This window comes from Hwanghaeella sp. 1Z406 (assembly GCF_048892425.1).
GTDB lineage: Bacteria > Pseudomonadota > Alphaproteobacteria > UBA8366 > Aestuariispiraceae > Pacificispira.
In genome coordinates this window covers 132,826-150,260 of record NZ_JBLZHU010000003.1, presented here as the reverse complement: position 1 = coordinate 150,260, position 17,435 = coordinate 132,826, and the positions used below count along the sequence as shown (strand labels likewise).

General features: G+C 54.8%; 18 protein-coding genes. 15 read left to right on the top strand and 3 right to left on the bottom strand.

Features of this window, described 5'->3' with window-relative positions:
- Window positions 1-72 precede the first annotated feature (72 nt).
- Window positions 73-807, top strand: a complete 735-nt coding sequence (locus ACOSDR_RS08065) for a TVP38/TMEM64 family protein (RefSeq protein WP_420725663.1) — start codon at window positions 73-75, stop codon at window positions 805-807.
- Here ACOSDR_RS08065 and ACOSDR_RS08060 read toward each other — a convergent pair.
- Entirely contained in the window at window positions 804-1,298 is a 495-nt protein-coding gene (locus ACOSDR_RS08060; protein WP_420730907.1) for a hypothetical protein, read from the bottom strand. The two genes, ACOSDR_RS08065 and ACOSDR_RS08060, sit on opposite strands and share 4 nt — an antisense overlap.
- A 115-nt stretch (window positions 1,299-1,413) precedes the next feature.
- Complete coding sequence (gene tldD / locus ACOSDR_RS08055) at window positions 1,414-2,844, bottom strand: metalloprotease TldD (RefSeq protein WP_420730906.1); 1,431 nt, start codon at window positions 2,842-2,844, stop codon at window positions 1,414-1,416.
- A gap of 262 nt (window positions 2,845-3,106) precedes the next feature.
- Here tldD and ACOSDR_RS08050 point away from each other — a divergent pair, with 262 nt between their 5' ends.
- The 3 genes from ACOSDR_RS08050 (at window position 3,107) to ctaD (ending at window position 7,511) form a co-directional block, all read left to right on the top strand.
- On the top strand, window positions 3,107-4,543 hold the full coding sequence (locus ACOSDR_RS08050) for a DUF3422 family protein (protein ID WP_420730905.1): 1,437 nt from the start codon (window positions 3,107-3,109) through the stop codon (window positions 4,541-4,543).
- Between the two features lie 387 nt (window positions 4,544-4,930).
- Window positions 4,931-5,806 (top strand): cytochrome c oxidase subunit II, encoded by an 876-nt coding sequence (gene coxB / locus ACOSDR_RS08045; RefSeq protein WP_420725667.1) that lies wholly within the window; start codon window positions 4,931-4,933, stop codon window positions 5,804-5,806.
- Between the two features lie 88 nt (window positions 5,807-5,894).
- Window positions 5,895-7,511, top strand: a complete 1,617-nt coding sequence (ctaD, locus tag ACOSDR_RS08040; protein ID WP_420725668.1) for a cytochrome c oxidase subunit I — start codon at window positions 5,895-5,897, stop codon at window positions 7,509-7,511.
- On the opposite strand, the gene ACOSDR_RS08035 is transcribed toward ctaD, so the two are convergent.
- Window positions 7,508-7,630, bottom strand: coding sequence for a hypothetical protein (locus ACOSDR_RS08035; RefSeq protein ID WP_420725669.1), 123 nt, complete (start codon window positions 7,628-7,630; stop codon window positions 7,508-7,510). The genes ctaD and ACOSDR_RS08035 overlap by 4 nt on opposite strands.
- Window positions 7,631-7,648: 18 nt before the next feature.
- On the opposite strand from ACOSDR_RS08035, the gene cyoE reads away from it, so the two are divergent.
- The 11 genes from cyoE to ACOSDR_RS07980 all read left to right on the top strand — a co-directional run bounded on the left by cyoE (window position 7,649) and on the right by ACOSDR_RS07980 (window position 17,363).
- Window positions 7,649-8,608, top strand: a complete 960-nt coding sequence (gene cyoE, locus ACOSDR_RS08030; RefSeq protein WP_420725670.1) for a heme o synthase — start codon at window positions 7,649-7,651, stop codon at window positions 8,606-8,608.
- 51 nt (window positions 8,609-8,659) lie between these two features.
- Window positions 8,660-8,800 (top strand): hypothetical protein, encoded by a 141-nt coding sequence (locus ACOSDR_RS08025; protein WP_420725671.1) that lies wholly within the window; start codon window positions 8,660-8,662, stop codon window positions 8,798-8,800.
- 7 nt (window positions 8,801-8,807) lie between these two features.
- Entirely contained in the window at window positions 8,808-9,431 is a 624-nt protein-coding gene (locus ACOSDR_RS08020) for a cytochrome c oxidase assembly protein (protein ID WP_420730904.1), read from the top strand.
- Between the two features lie 127 nt (window positions 9,432-9,558).
- The gene (locus ACOSDR_RS08015; RefSeq protein ID WP_420725673.1) at window positions 9,559-10,398 is read left to right on the top strand and encodes a cytochrome c oxidase subunit 3; all 840 of its coding nucleotides are present in this window, start codon (window positions 9,559-9,561) and stop codon (window positions 10,396-10,398) included.
- 130 nt (window positions 10,399-10,528) lie between these two features.
- The gene (locus ACOSDR_RS08010) at window positions 10,529-10,915 is read left to right on the top strand and encodes a DUF983 domain-containing protein (RefSeq protein ID WP_420725674.1); all 387 of its coding nucleotides are present in this window, start codon (window positions 10,529-10,531) and stop codon (window positions 10,913-10,915) included.
- Window positions 10,916-10,951: 36 nt separating this feature from the next.
- Window positions 10,952-11,686: an SURF1 family protein gene (locus ACOSDR_RS08005; RefSeq protein ID WP_420725675.1), complete on the top strand. Its 735-nt coding sequence runs from the start codon at window positions 10,952-10,954 to the stop codon at window positions 11,684-11,686.
- Window positions 11,679-13,184 carry a carboxypeptidase M32 gene (locus tag ACOSDR_RS08000; RefSeq protein ID WP_420730903.1) on the top strand — a complete coding sequence of 502 codons (1,506 nt, stop codon included), beginning with the start codon at window positions 11,679-11,681 and terminating at the stop codon, window positions 13,182-13,184. The genes ACOSDR_RS08005 and ACOSDR_RS08000 overlap by 8 nt, the downstream gene beginning before the upstream one ends.
- A gap of 2 nt (window positions 13,185-13,186) precedes the next feature.
- Window positions 13,187-14,065 carry a mechanosensitive ion channel family protein gene (locus ACOSDR_RS07995; protein WP_420730902.1) on the top strand — a complete coding sequence of 293 codons (879 nt, stop codon included), beginning with the start codon at window positions 13,187-13,189 and terminating at the stop codon, window positions 14,063-14,065.
- Between the two features lie 9 nt (window positions 14,066-14,074).
- Window positions 14,075-15,481 carry a threonine synthase gene (thrC, locus tag ACOSDR_RS07990; RefSeq protein WP_420730901.1) on the top strand — a complete coding sequence of 469 codons (1,407 nt, stop codon included), beginning with the start codon at window positions 14,075-14,077 and terminating at the stop codon, window positions 15,479-15,481.
- Entirely contained in the window at window positions 15,478-16,746 is a 1,269-nt protein-coding gene (locus ACOSDR_RS07985; RefSeq protein WP_420730900.1) for a M16 family metallopeptidase, read from the top strand. Before thrC ends, ACOSDR_RS07985 begins: the two co-directional genes overlap by 4 nt.
- An 11-nt stretch (window positions 16,747-16,757) precedes the next feature.
- Complete coding sequence (locus ACOSDR_RS07980) at window positions 16,758-17,363, top strand: GNAT family N-acetyltransferase (protein WP_420730899.1); 606 nt, start codon at window positions 16,758-16,760, stop codon at window positions 17,361-17,363.
- The last annotated feature ends 72 nt before the right edge of the window (window positions 17,364-17,435 follow it).

The following is a 17,435-nucleotide window of genomic DNA, read 5'->3' as shown; positions in this document are numbered from 1 at the left end:
CGTCATTAGTGGATTGTCGCTGGACGTACTAGATGATGGCCTGGAACATCGCCAATCATCCGAGACAAGATAATGAGCAGCACTGTGAACCCTGAAAACCCCACAAAGAAGAAACCCCTGTGGCAACGCGTCATGCCACTGTTGATTCTGGCGGGGCTTTTCGCTGTCTTTTTTGCCTTGGATCTTGGGCGGTATGTCAGTTTTGACGCGCTGCGGGAAAATCGGGATCAGTTGCAGGATTTTGTCGCGGCTAACGCCATAGTGGCCGTGTTGGTTTATATGGTGCTGTATGCGGCCATGGTTTCCGCCTCGCTGCCGGGTGCCACGGTATTCACGGTTGCGGGCGGCTTCCTGTTTGGCAGTATTCTTGCGACCTTGTACACGGTTGTGGCGGCGACGATCGGTGCCACGATCATCTTTCTGGTGGCCAGGACCGCGATGGGAGACACCTTACGAGACAAAGCCGGTGGTCGGGTTGACAGGCTGCTGAGCGGATTTCGTCAGGATGCGTTTAATTATCTGCTGGTCTTGCGGCTGGTGCCGATATTCCCGTTCTTTCTGGTCAATATCGCGCCCGCTTTTGCGGCTGTGCCTGTGCGGGTTTACATCGCGGCAACCTTTTTGGGCATTATTCCAGGAACCTTTGTTTATGCCCAGGTTGGGACCGGGCTGGGCAGTATCTTCGATTCCGGGCAGGCCTTTACATTGGGCAGTGTCCTGACACCGGAAATCATTATCGCCTTGGCAGGGTTGGCCGTTCTGTCGGTTATTCCCGTCATATATAAGCGATTTAAGAAAGGTGCCTAATTCGGCATGACAGTTGCCGCCCTGCCCTTTGTCTGGATTTCCTGCTTCAGTGTCATGACATGTCCCGCATCGTCGCGGGCCCAGTATTGCAGGGTAATGCGATCCGGGTCCAAAGGTGTTGCGAAATGATGATCGCGCTGGGTCAGGCTGCCGCCTGGTTCAATGCGATAGCGCACACAGGCATCGGCGCAGGATGTGCCGTCTTCGACGCAGACCTTACCGCGATAGATGAACAGGCCTATTCCCGCTGATTCCTTAAAGCGGCGGTCATGGGTAAAGCGATGTCGCCCTTCTTCAAATGAATAGACGAAATCGCTGAGTGTCAGGTTCAACCGGGCGGGCGTTTGGGAGTCCACGCTGGGCTCTGGCAATTCCTTCAGGCAGGCCGTACTGATGCCGCTTGGGTCAGACTGGTTTGTCGTCTCTTGCGCAGATGTATCATCCGCGTCATCACAGGCAGCCATGCCGCCCATAATAAGGGCCGCCAGCATTACGCGTTTCCATGCACCCATATAAAATAACCTTCATCCGGCACTCAGATTAACCCATTCCCAGTTTACTGTTTACGGGCGCATTCTACCGCTAAATCTTAGTCCTGGTCCAGAATCATCCGGTTCCGCCCACGGTCAAGCCGTCTAAACGCAGGGTGGGCTGACCGACACCGACAGGAACGCCTTGACCTTCCTTGCCACAGGTGCCGACACCATCATCCAGTTTCAGATCATTGCCAATCATGGAGACTTTGGTCAGCGCATCTGCGCCGTTCCCGATAAGCGTCGCACCTTTCACCGGCGCACCGATCTTCCCATCTTCAATTTTATAGGCCTCGGTGCAGGAGAAAACGAATTTGCCATTGGTGATATCAACCTGACCACCGCCAAAATTGGTGGCATAGATGCCGTTCTTTACGGAGGCGAGGATTTCCCCAGGGTCTTTGTCGCCCGCCAGCATATAGGTATTGGTCATCCGCACCATTGGACAGTGGGCGTAAGATTGGCGGCGACCGTTTCCGGTCGATTTAACCCCCATCAGGCGCGCATTCATGCGGTCCTGCATATAGCCTTTCAGAATACCGTCTTCGATCAGCACGGTTTCGCTGGTCGGTGTGCCTTCATCATCGACGGTCAGGGACCCGCGGCGGTCTTTCAGGGTGCCATTGTCGACGACCGTCACGCCTGGGGCCGCAACGCGCTGACCCAACAATCCCGCAAAGGCGGACGTTTTCTTGCGATTGAAATCCCCTTCCAGGCCATGCCCAATCGCTTCGTGCAGCAGAATGCCGGGCCAACCCGGTCCCAGAACAACCGTCATTTCGCCAGCCGGGGCCGGGATCGCCTCCAGATTGACAAGTGCCTGACGCAAGGCCTCATCCACTTGTGCCTGCCATTTGTCTGGGGAGACAAATGTCGCGAAATCCATGCGCGCGCCACATCCATGGCTGCCGGTTTCCATGCGCCCATCCTGTTCGACGACGACGCTTACATTGACGCGCACCAAGGGGCGGATGTCGGATGCGCGCTCCCCATCCGGGCGCACGATCTGGATGGCAGACCATTCTGCCGACAGAGAGGCCGTGACCTGTCTGACTCGGGGATCTTTTGCCCGGGCATAGGCATCGATTTCATTCAAAAGCCCGACTTTTGCATCAAAGGTCAATGTTTCCAGCGGGTTTACGTCGGAATACAGCGCCATATTCGTGCGGGGCGGGGCATCAGCCAGAACGCCGCCATGGCCGCCATGCACAGCCTGCACCGCCGTCGCCGCGCGCTTGATCGCCGCCTCGCTTAATTCGCCGGAATGGGCATAGCCTGAGACTTCACCCACGACAGACCGCAGGCCAAAGCCTTGAGAAGTATCGAAACTGGCGCTGCGAATGCTCCCATCGTCCAGCACAAGGCTCTCACTTTGACCATATTCCAGATATAATTCGCCATCTTCAGCGCCTTTAAGGCTGTCGGCGACAAGCCGTTCCACCCGTCCCTGGTCCAGTTCGGTGCGACCGTAAAACAGGTCGTCGGTGATGGCGATATCAGACATGATCATTCCCTTTTAACTGTTCGGCCACAGACTGACTGGCCTAAATGGATCGGGCGTGGACGGCTGTAAATCAGGTCAGACACTGATCTAAACACGGTGTTGGCGCATATATGTTACACGTGAGCATAAAATTCAAAGGATGGTTGCGACGATCATAGCGTTACCTGCCGCAACGGGGTATGCAAGACTTCCTGACATTTCGGGAACCTGGGGCGCTTAGGTAAAATTGTGTTGCTTTATTTGAGATAGGAGCAGGACCGCCATGGGCAAGACCCAAGCACCAATCGACAAGCATCCCGCTCCCGCGGAAGGGAGCTTGTCGGATGTGTCCGAACAGCAAGGGCTGGTAAATGATGGTGTGCGGAAATTCGCGTTTCCGAAGGAACACCCATTGCGATATGCCCTGACAAACGAATTGCACGCCCGTCCTTTTGAGATGCTGACGCCGCCGGTACAGACCAGCATGTATGCGACCGTTCTGGGCGAAGGTGCTGGATCAGGCGTTTTCGATCACCTGAAAGCATTGTGTGATCGATACGGCGTCAATCCGCCGCATCGCGATATGAACCATTTCTCAGCGGATTTTGGGCCTTTCCGGTTGCGGTTCGAACGGCATACTGAATTTGCCTCCTATACGGTGCTGCGCCATGGGTCTTTTGATGTGCCGTTTGAAAAGCCCGCTTCTGACTTTCTGCCGCGCGAATGGCTGGAATCCATGCCGGGGGAGGTGTTATTGGCCATTCATGTCGCGATACTTCCTGTTGAAGGGCCCGATCCGGATCCTGAGCTGCTATCTGACCTGTTCGTGCCGGAAAGCCTGGTCAACAGCATACTTTCGGGGAATTCGGCACAGGTTTGGACGGATTTGCGCATTCATGGCGATGGTCATAATAGAATCCTCCTGAAACCCTATGATCTGCCCCCGGCGAAGGCGGGGCGTGTTGTGCAGCGATTGCTGGAAATTGCGGCCTACAGGAATTTCGCGCTGTTGGGCTTGCCTGCCGCCCGAGAAGTCGGACCGGAATTGACCCGAATTGACGGTGGCTTGGCAAAACTGACGGCGGAAACGGCATCCCTGGTCGAATCCGGGCCCGATGGAAGCAAGCCGGACTTAACCAAACAAACGGGGGCCACGCACCGTGAATCAGAGCTGTTGATCCAATTGATGCAGCTTTCCGCAGAGATTGAACGGTTGAATTCCCAGCACAGCTATCGCTTTTCGGCATCCAGAGCGTATTTCGCATTGATTCGGTCGCGCTTGACAGAATTGCGCGAGGAGCGTGTTGAAGGATATCAGACCATTCAGGAATTCCTGGATCGGCGTCTGGCCCCTGCGATGCGAACCTGCGAATCGGTAGAAGATCGGATGGCCAGCATGTCCCGGCGCGCCACCCGTGCCGCCAACTTATTGCGCACCCGTGTTGATTTTAAACTTGAGCGTCAGAATCAGGGGTTACTGACCTCTATGGATCGGCGCGCCAAAATGCAATTGCGCCTGCAACAGACCGTTGAAGGCCTGTCTGTGGCCGCGATAACATATTATGCTGTGGGATTGGTTGGATATGCGGCAAAGGCGCTGATGGAGTTCGGGCTGCCGGTTTACCCACCGCTGGTGCAGGGTATTGCGGTGCCGGTGATTGCGATCGGTGTTTGGTTCGGTTTGCGCCAGGCCCGAAAACACAGCCGTTTAGACGATTGACGGCCGGAATTTTCTCAGGATCGTCAGGTGCTACAATCTGTCGCTGATTGGTTCCGCGTCTTTAATTTTACCCAAAGTTGGCGCAAGCTTGGGATATGAACATGGGCTGGATGCCCCGAAATTAGGCGAAATTCGTTGATTTCATGGCCGGGCTGGTGTTTAACTCGCAAGTCCGTCTTTTTGGGTCAGACGTGGGGTCCCACAGTCTGTGTACCTTGAATGAGACGCAGAGCACGATAGTATGGAGATGGGTAGGAAATCTGGTGACACGACGTGCAAGGCTCGCAGGTCCGACACTGTTAAGGGTTTCTTACGATCATGGTGTAACGCGCGATCGGTTGAACGGTTGGTTCAATTGAATATCGCGGGGGAAACGGGAGATTAAGGGTGCGGAAGCTCTTTACGATTCTTTCCGGTTTGGCTGCAGCGGGCGTTGGGTCCATTGCCAGTGCCGGTCAAGCCTTGGCTGCCAAAGCAGAACCTTGGCAAATGGGGTTACCGGATCCGGTTACGCCCTTGGCGCACCAGATGGCCGATTTTCATAATTACTGGCTGTTGCCGATTATCACGGTCATTACAATTTTCGTATTGGTCCTGTTGCTGTATGTCTGCTGGCGGTTCCGTGAAAGCGCGAATCCTGTGCCGTCCAAGACAACCCATAATTCCATGCTGGAAGTTCTGTGGACGGGTATCCCTGTTCTGATTCTGGTGGTCATGGCCTTCCCCTCTCTCAAGCTGCTATATGCAACTGATGAAGTTGAGGATTCGGAAATGACGGTGAAGATCGTCGGGCATCAGTGGTATTGGGAATATCAATATCCGGATCATGGCAATTTCTTCATCGAAGCGCGCATTGCTGCGACGACGGAAGAAGAGGCGAAGGAACAGGATGTCCACCGCCTGATGGCGACAGATGAAATGTTCGTGTTGCCTGCTGATACGAAAATTCGCCTTCAGATGACATCAGCAGACGTTATCCACAATTGGTCCATGAGCGATTTTGGCGTCCGCATGGACACGGTTCCCGGTCGTTTGAACGAAGCCTGGACCCAGATTGACAAGCCTGGCATTTACTACGGTTTCTGCTCTGAATTGTGCGGGGATGCGCATGCATTCATGCCCATTCAGGTTCAGGTTCTGCCAAAGGCGGAATTTGCGGCCTGGGTTGAACAGGCGCGGGAAAAATATGATCCGGTCGAACAAGCACAAGCGCCATCGGTGTCTCGCGCTGTTGCCACCTCGCCGGCCCAAGCGGTCGAATAACGGAGCGCCGGGCGCGTTCGACGCCTGGACCATGTAATTTAGGTCACCAGTATTGCCTGGGGCCGAAAAGGGAAGACGGAGAATTTCGATGGGATATGCCGCAGCAGCGCATGATGATCACGGAGCCCCGACGGGTATTGCTCGCTGGTTGTTTTCAACCAACCATAAAGACATCGGGACGATGTATCTTATCTTCTCGATTATTGCAGGACTGATCGGGGGTGCGGCTTCCATCTATATGCGGATGGAATTGCAGGAACCGGGCGTTCAGATTATGTCGGGCGGGCATGAATGGAATACGGTGATCACCGCGCATGGTCTGATCATGGTGTTCTTTGTTGTTATGCCCGGACTGATCGGGGGCTTTGGGAACTGGTTCGTGCCATTGATGATCGGCGCGCCGGATATGGCCTTCCCGCGTATGAACAACATCTCTTTCTGGCTGTTGATTCCTGCATTTGCGCTGTTGCTGTTGTCGACATTGATTGGTGGCGGCGCCGGAACCGGCTGGACAATGTATCCGCCGCTTTCCAGCACCGGGCAGGGATTGTTTACCGGGCATGATCTCGCCGCTGTGGATTTTGCGATTTTCGCCCTTCACCTGGCGGGGGCCAGCTCGATCCTGGGGGCGATCAACTTTATCACGACGATTTTCAACATGCGTGCCCCTGGCATGACCTTGCATAAAATGCCGTTGTTCGCCTGGTCAATGCTGGTAACTGCGTTCCTTTTGGTCTTGTCGCTGCCGGTTCTGGGGGGCGCCATTACGATGCTGTTGACGGACCGTAATTTCGGCACGTCCTTCTTCCGTCCGGATGGCGGCGGGGATCCGATCCTGTTCCAGCACCTGTTCTGGTTCTTCGGTCACCCGGAAGTGTATATCATGATCCTGCCTGGCTTTGGCATCCTCAGCCACGTTGTTTCCACGTTCTCCAAGAAGCCCATTTTCGGGTATCTGGGCATGGCCTATGCCATGGTCGCAATCGGGGTCGTGGGCTTTGTCGTCTGGGCGCACCACATGTACACGGTGGGTCTGGATGTCGATACGCGGGCCTACTTTACTGCGGCAACAATGGTGATTGCTGTCCCGACCGGGATCAAGATTTTCAGCTGGATCGCAACAATGTGGGGCGGTTCCATCCGTTTCACCGTGCCGATGCTGTGGGCGATTGGCTTCATCTTCCTGTTCACCGTTGGCGGCGTGACCGGTGTTGTTCTGGCGAATGCCGGCATGGATTTGCAGTTGCATGATACCTACTATGTCGTGGCGCATTTCCACTATGTTCTGTCATTGGGCGCTGTCTTCGCATTGTTCATGGGGATGTATTACTGGATGGGCAAAATGTCCGGACGGGAAATCCCGACCTGGGCTGGTTACGTGCACTTCTGGACCACCTTCGTTGGCGTGAACCTGACCTTCTTCCCACAGCATTTCCTTGGGCTGGCCGGGATGCCGCGTCGGTACATCGATTATGCGGATGGGTTTGCCGAATGGAATCTGATCTCATCGATCGGGGCCTATATCTCATTCGCATCGACACTGTTTTTTGTCATCGTGGTGATCTACACGCTGGTTGCAGGCCGCAAGGCGGCGGCCAATCCGTGGGGTGAAGGTGCGACGACATTGGAATGGACGGTCAGTTCACCGCCCCCATTCCATACATTCAGCACGCTGCCCCGCATTGGGGGTGGCAGCGGCCACTAAGCCAGGATTTCCCCGCCATTGGTCAGAATCCAATGGCGGGGTTGGTTTGCCCAGCCATTGTTTGGCGGGCGTCGCCAGGAAGCCATCGTATGGTCGATGCCGCTACCGAAACGAACCATGATTGGGACTGAAACAGCGTGAGTGATACCACTTTTCAATCCGCCACCCTGGAAGGGAATGCCCTGATAAATCGGGGATTGTCCGATCAGACTGGGTTGTCTGCCTCCAAAGGGGCGGAGGTCCGTGATTTTGTGCGTCTGTTGAAGCCGCGCGTTATGTCTCTGGTCGTGTTTTCCGGTTTTGCGGGTCTTTTTGTTGCGCCTGGTTCCATTCACCCGATTCTGGCGGCGGTTGCTGTGCTGTGTATTGCTGTCGGCGCTGGTGCAGCGGGTGCCATCAATATGTGGTTTGATCGTGATATCGACGCGATCATGGTGCGCACGCGGGGTCGTCCGATCCCCCGTGGTAAGGTTGCCCCGGATGACGCACTAGCCTTTGGAACTGTGCTGTCGCTGGGGTCCGTCGTGATCATGGCATTGGCGGTGAACTATGTCGCGGCTGGTTTGCTGGCGGTTGCGATCTTGTTCTATGTCTTCATTTATACGATGTGGCTCAAGCGCTCTACCCCACAGAATATTGTGATTGGCGGTGCTGCCGGTGCTTTCCCGCCGATGATTGGCTGGGCCGCAGTGACGGGCGGCGTGTCGCTGGAATCCGTTGTTCTGTTTGGGTTGATCTTTTTGTGGACGCCGCCGCATTTCTGGGCCCTGGCGCTTTATCGCAGGGGCGATTATGCCGATGCTGGCGTACCGATGCTGCCTGTTGTCGCGGGGGTGCGTGAAACCAAAAAGCAGATGTTTATCTATACCCTGCTGTTGTTTCCCTGTGCCGTTGCCCCTTATTGGCTGGGCGTTGCAGGTCCGTTGTATGGTATGGCCGCAGCGGTGTTGGGAGGATTGTTTATCCTGTCGGCAATCGCAGTATGGCGGGACGACAGTGACAAATCGGCCAAGCGCATGTTTGGTTATTCGATATTCTATCTGTTTGCCCTGTTTGGCGCGATGATCCTGGATCGTGGCGTTGGCTTGATCGGGTAACGTTTTTGAGGAGCGGTTGTTTTGGCCACTGAGTCTAAAGACACATTGACGATGACGGACGATGAAATCCGTCGCCGCCAACGCAGTCGGAACATCGCTGTCGCCCTGTCTGTGGCGGCCCTGGTGGTGATTGTATTTGTGGTGTCCGTCGTCCGCATCAAGGCGGGTATTGACGCATCAGCAGGCGGGTGATTGTCCAATGAGCAGAGAAAACGACATTGCACGGAAAAACAAACGGCTGATGATCGGCTGCGTATTGGTCGTCGGCTTTATGGTGGGGATGAGCTTCGCCTCCGTGCCACTGTACAATCTCTTCTGCCGCGTAACGGGTTATGGTGGAACGACCCAGGTCGGCACGGCACCAACCCAGGATGCTGTGTCGGATCGTCAGGTTACGATTCGATTTGATGCGTCGATGAACAAGGGCTTGCCGTGGCAGTTCAATCCGGAACAGCGAGAGATCACGGTGCGGGTCGGGGAAACCGGCATGGCCTTTTACAGGGCGGAATCCGTATCCAATGAACGGACCGTTGGCACGGCGACTTTCAATGTCACGCCGCTGAAGGCCGGACAGTATTTTGTGAAGACCGAATGTTTCTGTTTCACGGAACAGGCGCTTGATCCGGGCCAAGTTGCAGACATGCCGGTCAGTTTTTATATTGACCCCGGCATCCTGGAAGATAGTAACCTGGATGATACGAATACGATCACGCTTTCGTATACTTTCTATCGTAAGAAGGATGTGGAAGAGTCGGAAGACAAGAAGGCTGCAGCTGAAAATGAAAACACAGCAGCGCTTGATAGTGTCCAGCCGGTCAATTGACGCGGTGGAAGAATGTGGTTCTGTGTCACATCACGTGGCATAGGGTAAGAGGCGTAAACAAGAGTCTGGTGTTGGGCGTTCCGGTGGTGGGACGGGTCAATGCGGATCACTATGGGGGTTGAAGACCATGGCAGCCGATCATCACGCGGTCGATCACGATTATCATCTTGTAAATCCGAGTCCCTGGCCGGCTTTTGGGGCGTTAAGCGCCTTTATACTGGCCTTTGGGACGGTGTGGTATCTCCATCCGGATATGATGGGGGGCATTTCCATTGGCCTGGCGGGCACTCTCATCGGGCTGATTATGGTCCTGTTGACGATGTATTTCTGGTGGCGCGACGTCGTGCGGGAAGCCAATGGCGGCGACCACAAGCCAGTGGTTCAATTGGGCCTTCGGTATGGTATGGCGCTGTTCATCGCATCGGAAGTCATGTTCTTCGCAGCCTTCTTCTGGGCGTATTTCGATGTCAGTATCTTTACCGCCGATCCGATCCAGTTCGCACGTGTCGAAGCAACCGGGGGGCAGTGGCCACCGGTTCACATCGAAACCCTGGATGCATTTCATCTGCCGTTGTTGAACACCATGATCCTTTTGTTGTCGGGCTGCACGGTGACCTGGGCGCACCATGCTTTGCGCGAAGGGAACCGCAAAGGAACGATCCAGGGGTTGATCTTTACGGTCATCCTGGGGGCATGCTTCAGCGCCATACAGGCCTATGAATATGGTCATGCGTCCTTCGGATTTACCGAAGGTATCTATTCTTCAACCTTCTATATGGCGACCGGCTTTCACGGGTTCCATGTTCTGGTTGGAACAATCTTCCTGGCAGTCTGCCTGGTGCGCGTGAACCGTGGTGACTTCACGCCAACACAGCATTTCGGCTTTGAAGCGGCCGCCTGGTACTGGCATTTCGTTGATGTGGTGTGGTTGTTCCTGTTTGTCTGTGTCTACTGGTGGGGCGGCTGACCTCACACGTCTGCTTTTTATCAGGGGGTCAGGGATGTCATGGCGGCGCCCTGGCCCTTTGTTTGAAAACTGATCTTTTATACAGACGTGCCTTGCTGCAGTTTTCAACATACCTGAAAGGCCCCCAACGATGGCTCATTCGCATTATGATCTCCCGTCTCCCTGGAAGACCGGGTATAAGGGGCGTTGTCCGCGCTGTGGTGAAGGGCGGTTGTTTTCAGGGTTCTTGCAGGTTGCACAGGGATGCGGTTTTTGTGGCCTGACATATGACTTTGAAAATGCTGGTGATGGTGCGGTGCCGTTTCTGATCCTGATTATTGGGGCAATCGGGGTCGGGCTTGGCGCATGGGTGCTGCTGGCTTTTGATACCGCTGTTTGGGTGCCAATCCTGGTGACGGTTCCGGTTGTGATACTCCTGACTCTGGTTTTGATGCCCCGTGCGAAAGGTCTTCTGATCGCGCTGCAATATGTGAATCAGGCCAGTGATAGCGGAACAGACGGCCCGGAAAACTCATAAATTTCGACGTTCTGCGTCTAAAAGGAAATACATTTCATGCTCTCGCGTCTAAAGTTGGTTCCGACCCTGTTTACGATCCCTTCACTGATCGTTCTTGTGTCGCTGGGTGTCTGGCAACTGCAGCGGATGGAATGGAAGGCGGACCTGATCTCAAAGTTGCAGGAACGCTCGACAATGGCTGCAGAGACATTGCCGCAGGGCGACCTGTCGATGGACGACATGGAATTCAGGCAGGTTAAAATGACAGGCCATTTCCTGAATGAATCGGAGATGTTCCTGTTAAATCGATCACTGAATGGAAATCCCGGCTTGCATGTCATCACACCGTTTCAGCGGGATGATGTGCCTGGCGCTCCTGTGATCCTGGTCAATCGCGGATGGGTTCCCTTCGATAAAAAGGAACAGTCCACACGCGAGGAAGGTCTGATCGATGGTCAGACCACGGTGAATGGCATTGTGCGGTTCCAGCGTCCAATCACGGGGCTGCAGCATGTATTCCTTCCGGAGAATGAGCCGGAACGAAACATGTGGTATTCGATCAACAGTACCCAGATGGGGACTCAGATTGGCGCATCCTTACCAAACTTCTATGTCGTGGATGGTAATGACATGGTACCGGGTCTCTTTCCAGTGGGGCGTCAGTGGCGTTTGGATATTCCAAATAATCATCTGCAATATGCGCTGACATGGTTCTTCCTGGCGATTGCCTTGGCGGTCATATTTGTTTTGTATCACCGCCCGCCGAAGCAGGATCCTCAATCGGATGCCTGATGCCGCGATGGAACAGAATTCCGCCTATAAGAGACTAGAAGCGCGGTTTCGCCAGATTGCCCTATATGGTGAAGTGGCCAGCGTCCTGCATTGGGATGCAGCCACGATGATGCCCACGGAAGGGGCGTCGCCACGGGGAGAGCAATTGTCCGAATTACGGGTATTGGGTCATCGCGCCCTAACCGACCCAGTGATGGAGGATCTGTTCTCCGCAGCAGAACAGGAAGATCTGGAGTCCTGGCAGCGCGCAAATTTGCGCGAAATGCGGCGGGACCATAGATTTGCAACAGCGCTGCCCGACGATCTTGTCGCGGCCATCAGCAATGCGACCAGTACTTGTGAGCATGTCTGGCGCGACGCCAGGGCCAAGTCGGATTTTGCTGTCGTATCAGACAAGCTGTCGATCGTGATAGATTTGACCCAGGAAAGCGCCCAAGCCTATGGGCAGGCCTTGGACCTGGATCCGTATGATGCCTTGCTGGAATCCTATGCGCCGGGAGTACGGGCGGCTGATATTGACCCGGTGTTTAATGATTATGCTGCTTTTCTGCCAGATTTCCTGGAAGCTGTGACCGCGCGTCAGGCGCAAAAGGGATTGCCCGTACTGCCAAAACCAGTGCCAGTGGCGCAGCAGCAGAAACTGGTGGAGCGCCTGGCAGGCGCAACCGGCTTTCGTTTTGAGGCAGGCCGCATTGATGTCAGTGCACATCCTTTCTCAACCGGGTATCGCGGGGATCAGCGCATCACCGTTTCTTATCGCGAAAATGACCCGATGGCCTCGGTCATGGCAGTGCTGCATGAATGTGGTCATGCCGCTTATGAGGCTGGATTGCCTGCCGCCTGGACAAGACAGCCTGTTGGACAAGCCCTGGGCATGGTGGTGCATGAAAGCCAGTCGCTAAGTGTCGAAATGCAGGCCAGTCGGTCTTCAGAATTTCTGGGTTGGTTGGCTGTTCAGGCATCGGATGTTCTGGGCCCGGATCCCGCCTATGCGCCGGAGAATTTTCGACGCCTGCAACAATGGGTTCAACCGGATTTCATTCGTGTCGAAGCGGATGAAGTGACCTACCCCGCCCATGTTATTTTGCGCACACGATTAGAGAGACCGCTTTTGTCGGGGGATTTGCCATTGGCGGATCTGCCCGGCGCCTGGAATCAGGGGATGAAAGAACTGCTGGGCGTGGATGTGCCAGATGATCGTCGTGGCTGCCTACAGGATATTCACTGGTATGACGGGGCCTTCGGGTATTTCCCAACCTACACATTGGGGGCGATGCTGGCCGCACAACTGGCGGAGGCGGCCCACAAAGCCAATTCAGAAATCCCACAAGCCCTTGCGCGCGGGGATTTTTCACCCTTGATGCAGTGGCTTGGTGATGCCATTCATACCAAAGGATCGTACCTGGAAGCCGATGGATTGATCACCCAAGCAACCGGTCGCACGTTGGACGCAACGGCGTTTAAGCGTCATTTGCATCGACGGTACCTGGAAGGATAGAGATGATGGATTTTTCGACCGAACAAATGGAAGAAGTTTGGAACTGGCTGGTGCCCACCGCCCTGGATTATGGCAGCAACATTCTGCAGGCCTTGATAATCCTGATTATCGGGCTGTGGTTGGCGGGGCGTTTGTCAAGCTGGACACGACGCAGTCTGAACAAGTACCAGCGGATCGATGGTACCTTGAAACCACTGTTCGCAAGCCTGTTGCGCTATTTGATTGTCATTATCACGATCATCGCGATCCTGAACCAGTTTGGTGTTCAGACGGCCAGCATTATTGCGATTTTAGGTGCCGCTGGTTTGGCAATCGGTCTGGCCCTGCAAGGTACCCTGCAGAATATTGCCGCCGGAATCATGTTGCTGATTCTGCGCCCGTTCCGGGTCGGTGATTTTATTGATGCTGGTCCCGTCTCAGCGACGGTGGATGAAATCGGCCTGTTCACGACCCAATTCACGACGGTTGATGGCGTTTATGTTTCCTGCCCGAACAGCAGCATTTGGAATGCAAAGGTGACAAATTATTCCCGCAACGGACGGCGCCGGATGGATCTGGTGGTCGGCATATCCTACGAGGATGATATTGGCGTTGCGATGACTGTCTTGAATGGTCTTATGGAAAAGGATGATCGCGTCCTGAAGGATCCGGCGCCGCAATGCATGGTCACGACCCTGGGCGACAATTCGGTCAATATCACCATGCGGTTCTGGGCAAACAGCGCCGATTTCTGGGGGCTGAAGTGGGATATGACCCGGTGGACCAAGGAACAGATCGAAGCCGCTGGGCTCAGCATTCCATTCCCGCAGCGGGATATGCGAATGATTCCGGTCACGACCACAGAGTCAAAGGTCGCAACATCATCGGTTCCCGCCAAATAGGATACAGCGATGCGCTATGTTTCGACCCGTGGTTCTGCGCCTGATTTAGGTTTTGACGATGTTTTGCTGACCGGCTTGGCACGGGATGGCGGTTTGTATGTCCCATCCGACTGGCCGAAATTCTCCGCTGCGGAATGGCGGGAAATGCGCGGCCTGCCCTATGACGAATTGGCGGTGCGGGTCTGCATGCCCTTCCTGGGGGATGTCATTTCAGAAGATGATTTCGCCGACATCGCCACCGATGCCTATAGCGGGTTCGATCATGATGCCGTTGCCCCGCTAAAGCAGCTCAGCGCTGACACGTGGCTGATGGAACTGTTTCATGGCCCGACACTCAGCTTCAAGGATTATGCCTTGCAGGTTGTTGGACGCTTGTTCGAACATGTCCTGACCCGACGGGGAGAACGGATCTGTATCGTTGGTGCGACATCGGGTGATACCGGGTCCGCGGCTATCGAGGCCTGTCGCGACCGGGATGCGATTGATATCTTCATCATGCATCCGTATCAGCGGTGCTCGGACGTGCAGCGCCGTCAAATGACCACGGTAGCAGCATCCAATGTGCACAACATCGCCATTGATGGGACATTTGATGATTGTCAGGATGTCGTAAAGGCCCTGTTCAATGATCTGGAATTTCGGGATGACATGCATCTGTCTGCCGTCAATTCGATCAATTGGGCGCGGATCATGTGTCAGATCGTCTATTATGTGCATGCCTCCCTGTCGCTGGGGGCACCGGATCGGGAAGTCGCTTTTTCTGTTCCAACCGGTAATTTCGGGAATGTCTTTGCAGCTTATGCGGCCCGGGAGATGGGTTTGCCCATTTCCCAACTGATTGTGGGGTCCAATGAGAACGATATTCTGACTCGCTTTTTTGAAAGCAACGACATGTCGATGCGCGATGTGGTGCCAACCCATTCGCCTTCTATGGACATTCAGGTCTCCAGCAATTTCGAACGGTTGTTGTTTGAATTGATGGACCGGGATGGCGCGGCGACGGCCCATTTGATGCAAACCTTCCGGGCGTCGGGATATCTGAATATCGAAACACCCCGTTGGCAAAACGCTTTGCAACTGTTTTCCAGTCACAGATTGTCTAATGAACAGACGATAGCAGCCATCAAGGCGGTCTTGGAATCGACTGGCGAACTGGTTGATCCGCACAGCGCAATCGGCATTGTCGCAGGTTGGACCCGTCGTCATGATCCCAGCGTGCCACTTGTTGTCGCAGCGACGGCGCATCCCGCGAAATTCCCTGATGTGGTCAAGCAGGCAACGGGGCTGCATCCCAGTTTACCCCCGCGTCTGCTGGATTTGTTTGACCGGGAAGAGCGCTATGATCGTCTGCCCAATTCCGTCAGTGCGGTTCAGGATTATGTGCGCCGTGGGTCTAATCGGGCGGGTGTGCAATGACCAGTGATCCCCAGATCACAACACTGGACAATGGTTTGCGGATTGCAACCGATCCGATGCCAGGTCTGCGCACCGCCAGTGTCGGCGTGTGGGTCGGGGCCGGGGCGCGGGTTGAACCTGCGGAGATAAATGGTGTCGCGCATTTCCTGGAGCATATGGCTTTCAAGGGCACAAAACGGCGCAGTGCCCGCCATATTGCCGAGGAAATTGAAGCGGTTGGTGGGTTGCTGAATGCCTATACGTCGCGCGAGAATACCGCTTACTATGCCAAGGTCATGGCCGATGATTTACCTTTGGCCCTGGATATCATTGCCGACATTCTACAAAATTCAACCTTTGATCCACAGGAATTAGAGCGGGAACGGGGCGTCATCCTGCAGGAAATCGGGGAGTGTCATGATACGCCCGATGACGTGATTTATGATCGGTTCCAGGAAGTCGCCTATCCCGGCCAGGCGATGGGGCGGCCTGTTTTGGGTACTGTTGATACGGTGCGCGATATGCCCCGTGATGCAATCCGTGACTTTATGGCAAAGCGATATGCGGGGGAGAATATGGTCCTGTGTGCCGCTGGTGGACTGGATCATGAACAATTCGCCCAATTGGCGGCAGAGAAATTCCAGAATCTGGGCCCGGCACAAGAGACTGATAATCCCCGCGCAGTCTATCGGGGGGGAGAGTATCGCGAAGCCCGCGACAGCGAACAGGTTCATCTGCTGATGGGGTTTGAGGGGCCTTCCTTCGAAGGTCAGGACTATTACACGGCTGGTGTATTGTCCGCCTTGTTTGGCGGCGGCATGTCATCTCGCCTGTTTCAGTCCATCCGGGAAGAGCGTGGATTGGTTTATTCAATCTATTCCTTCAGTTCGACTTTTGCCGATAGCGGCATGTTTGGGCTGTATGCCGGTACCAGCGAAAAGGATGTTGCCGAACTTATCCCCGTTGTGACGGACGAAATATGTGCGCTGGCTGACACTCTAACGGAAGTTGAAATCAGTCGTGCAATCGCGCAATCCAAGGCGTCCTTGCTGATGTCGCGGGAAAGCACGAACAGCCGCAGCGATCAATTGGGAAATCAGATGCTGGCGCATGGTCATCCAGTGTCCGAAGCAGATCAACTCAAGGCGCTGGACGCTGTGGACCATGATGCCTTGACCGCTATGGCGCGGCGGGTGTTTGCCTCGCCGCTTAGCCTGGCGGCGATTGGGCCGCTTTCTCAGCTTGAAAGTTATGAGCGTATCTCAGATCGTTTGCGCCTGAACTGACGGCGGGACTGATGTTTGACTTTTTCCGAAGCTCTCCCCCACGATGTGTCTTTTCTGGGCCACGGGTCTATTTGCGCCCCCCCAAATGGGCCGATCAAAAGGAGTGGCTGAAGGTTCGGGGAGAGTCCAAGGCGTTTCTGGAACCATGGGAACCTGCCTGGTCGCGCGATGCCTTGACTGCGGCGGCATTCCGTCGCCGTGTTCATCGGGTTGAACAGGAATGGCGCTCGGGTATCGGCTACGGTTTCTTTATATTTGACGGTAAAACCTCAAGCCTGGTTGGGGGGATCACCCTAGCGAATGTCCGCCATGGGGTGGTGGAATCCGCCAACATTGGATATTGGGTCGGGCAAGCATATGCGCGCCAGGGCTATATGTCGGAATCCCTTCAAATCACGCTGGATTTCGCCTTCCGCAAGCTCAATTTGCACCGGGTGGAGGCGGCATGTCTGATTGATAATGAGGCCAGCCGCCAGTTGTTGCTAAAGTCCGGATTCCAGTTGGAAGGGCGCGCGCGCAAGTTTCTATGCATAAATGGCCGATGGCAGGATCATGACACCTTTGGCATCTTGCGCACAGACGACCGCCCCGCCGTTCCGGTTATAGAAAGACAGTAGCAACAGCAACGGTTTCAATCTGGTTAAATGCCTTACTTTTGCCTGATTTTCTGCGGAGAAAAGAATTGCCGC

Excerpts from the sequence above, each read along its gene's own strand:
- ctaD (WP_420725668.1), top strand. The coding sequence starts at position 5,895 with ATGGGATATGCCGCAGCAGCGCATGATGATCACGGAGCCCCGACGGGT.
- ACOSDR_RS08020 (WP_420730904.1), top strand. The coding sequence starts at position 8,808 with ATGAGCAGAGAAAACGACATTGCACGGAAAAACAAACGGCTGATGATC.
- ACOSDR_RS08060 (WP_420730907.1), bottom strand. The coding sequence starts at position 1,298 with ATGCTGGCGGCCCTTATTATGGGCGGCATGGCTGCCTGTGATGACGCG.
- ACOSDR_RS08000 (WP_420730903.1), top strand. The coding sequence starts at position 11,679 with ATGCCTGATGCCGCGATGGAACAGAATTCCGCCTATAAGAGACTAGAA.
- ACOSDR_RS08025 (WP_420725671.1), top strand. The coding sequence starts at position 8,660 with ATGACGGACGATGAAATCCGTCGCCGCCAACGCAGTCGGAACATCGCT.
- ACOSDR_RS07995 (WP_420730902.1), top strand. The coding sequence starts at position 13,187 with ATGATGGATTTTTCGACCGAACAAATGGAAGAAGTTTGGAACTGGCTG.
- tldD (WP_420730906.1), bottom strand. The coding sequence starts at position 2,844 with ATGTCTGATATCGCCATCACCGACGACCTGTTTTACGGTCGCACCGAA.
- ACOSDR_RS08015 (WP_420725673.1), top strand. The coding sequence starts at position 9,559 with ATGGCAGCCGATCATCACGCGGTCGATCACGATTATCATCTTGTAAAT.
- ACOSDR_RS07980 (WP_420730899.1), top strand. The coding sequence starts at position 16,758 with ATGTTTGACTTTTTCCGAAGCTCTCCCCCACGATGTGTCTTTTCTGGG.
- ACOSDR_RS08010 (WP_420725674.1), top strand. The coding sequence starts at position 10,529 with ATGGCTCATTCGCATTATGATCTCCCGTCTCCCTGGAAGACCGGGTAT.
- thrC (WP_420730901.1), top strand. The coding sequence starts at position 14,075 with ATGCGCTATGTTTCGACCCGTGGTTCTGCGCCTGATTTAGGTTTTGAC.
- ACOSDR_RS08035 (WP_420725669.1), bottom strand. The coding sequence starts at position 7,630 with ATGGTTCGTTTCGGTAGCGGCATCGACCATACGATGGCTTCCTGGCGA.
- ACOSDR_RS08065 (WP_420725663.1), top strand. The coding sequence starts at position 73 with ATGAGCAGCACTGTGAACCCTGAAAACCCCACAAAGAAGAAACCCCTG.
- ACOSDR_RS07985 (WP_420730900.1), top strand. The coding sequence starts at position 15,478 with ATGACCAGTGATCCCCAGATCACAACACTGGACAATGGTTTGCGGATT.
- ACOSDR_RS08005 (WP_420725675.1), top strand. The coding sequence starts at position 10,952 with ATGCTCTCGCGTCTAAAGTTGGTTCCGACCCTGTTTACGATCCCTTCA.
- ACOSDR_RS08050 (WP_420730905.1), top strand. The coding sequence starts at position 3,107 with ATGGGCAAGACCCAAGCACCAATCGACAAGCATCCCGCTCCCGCGGAA.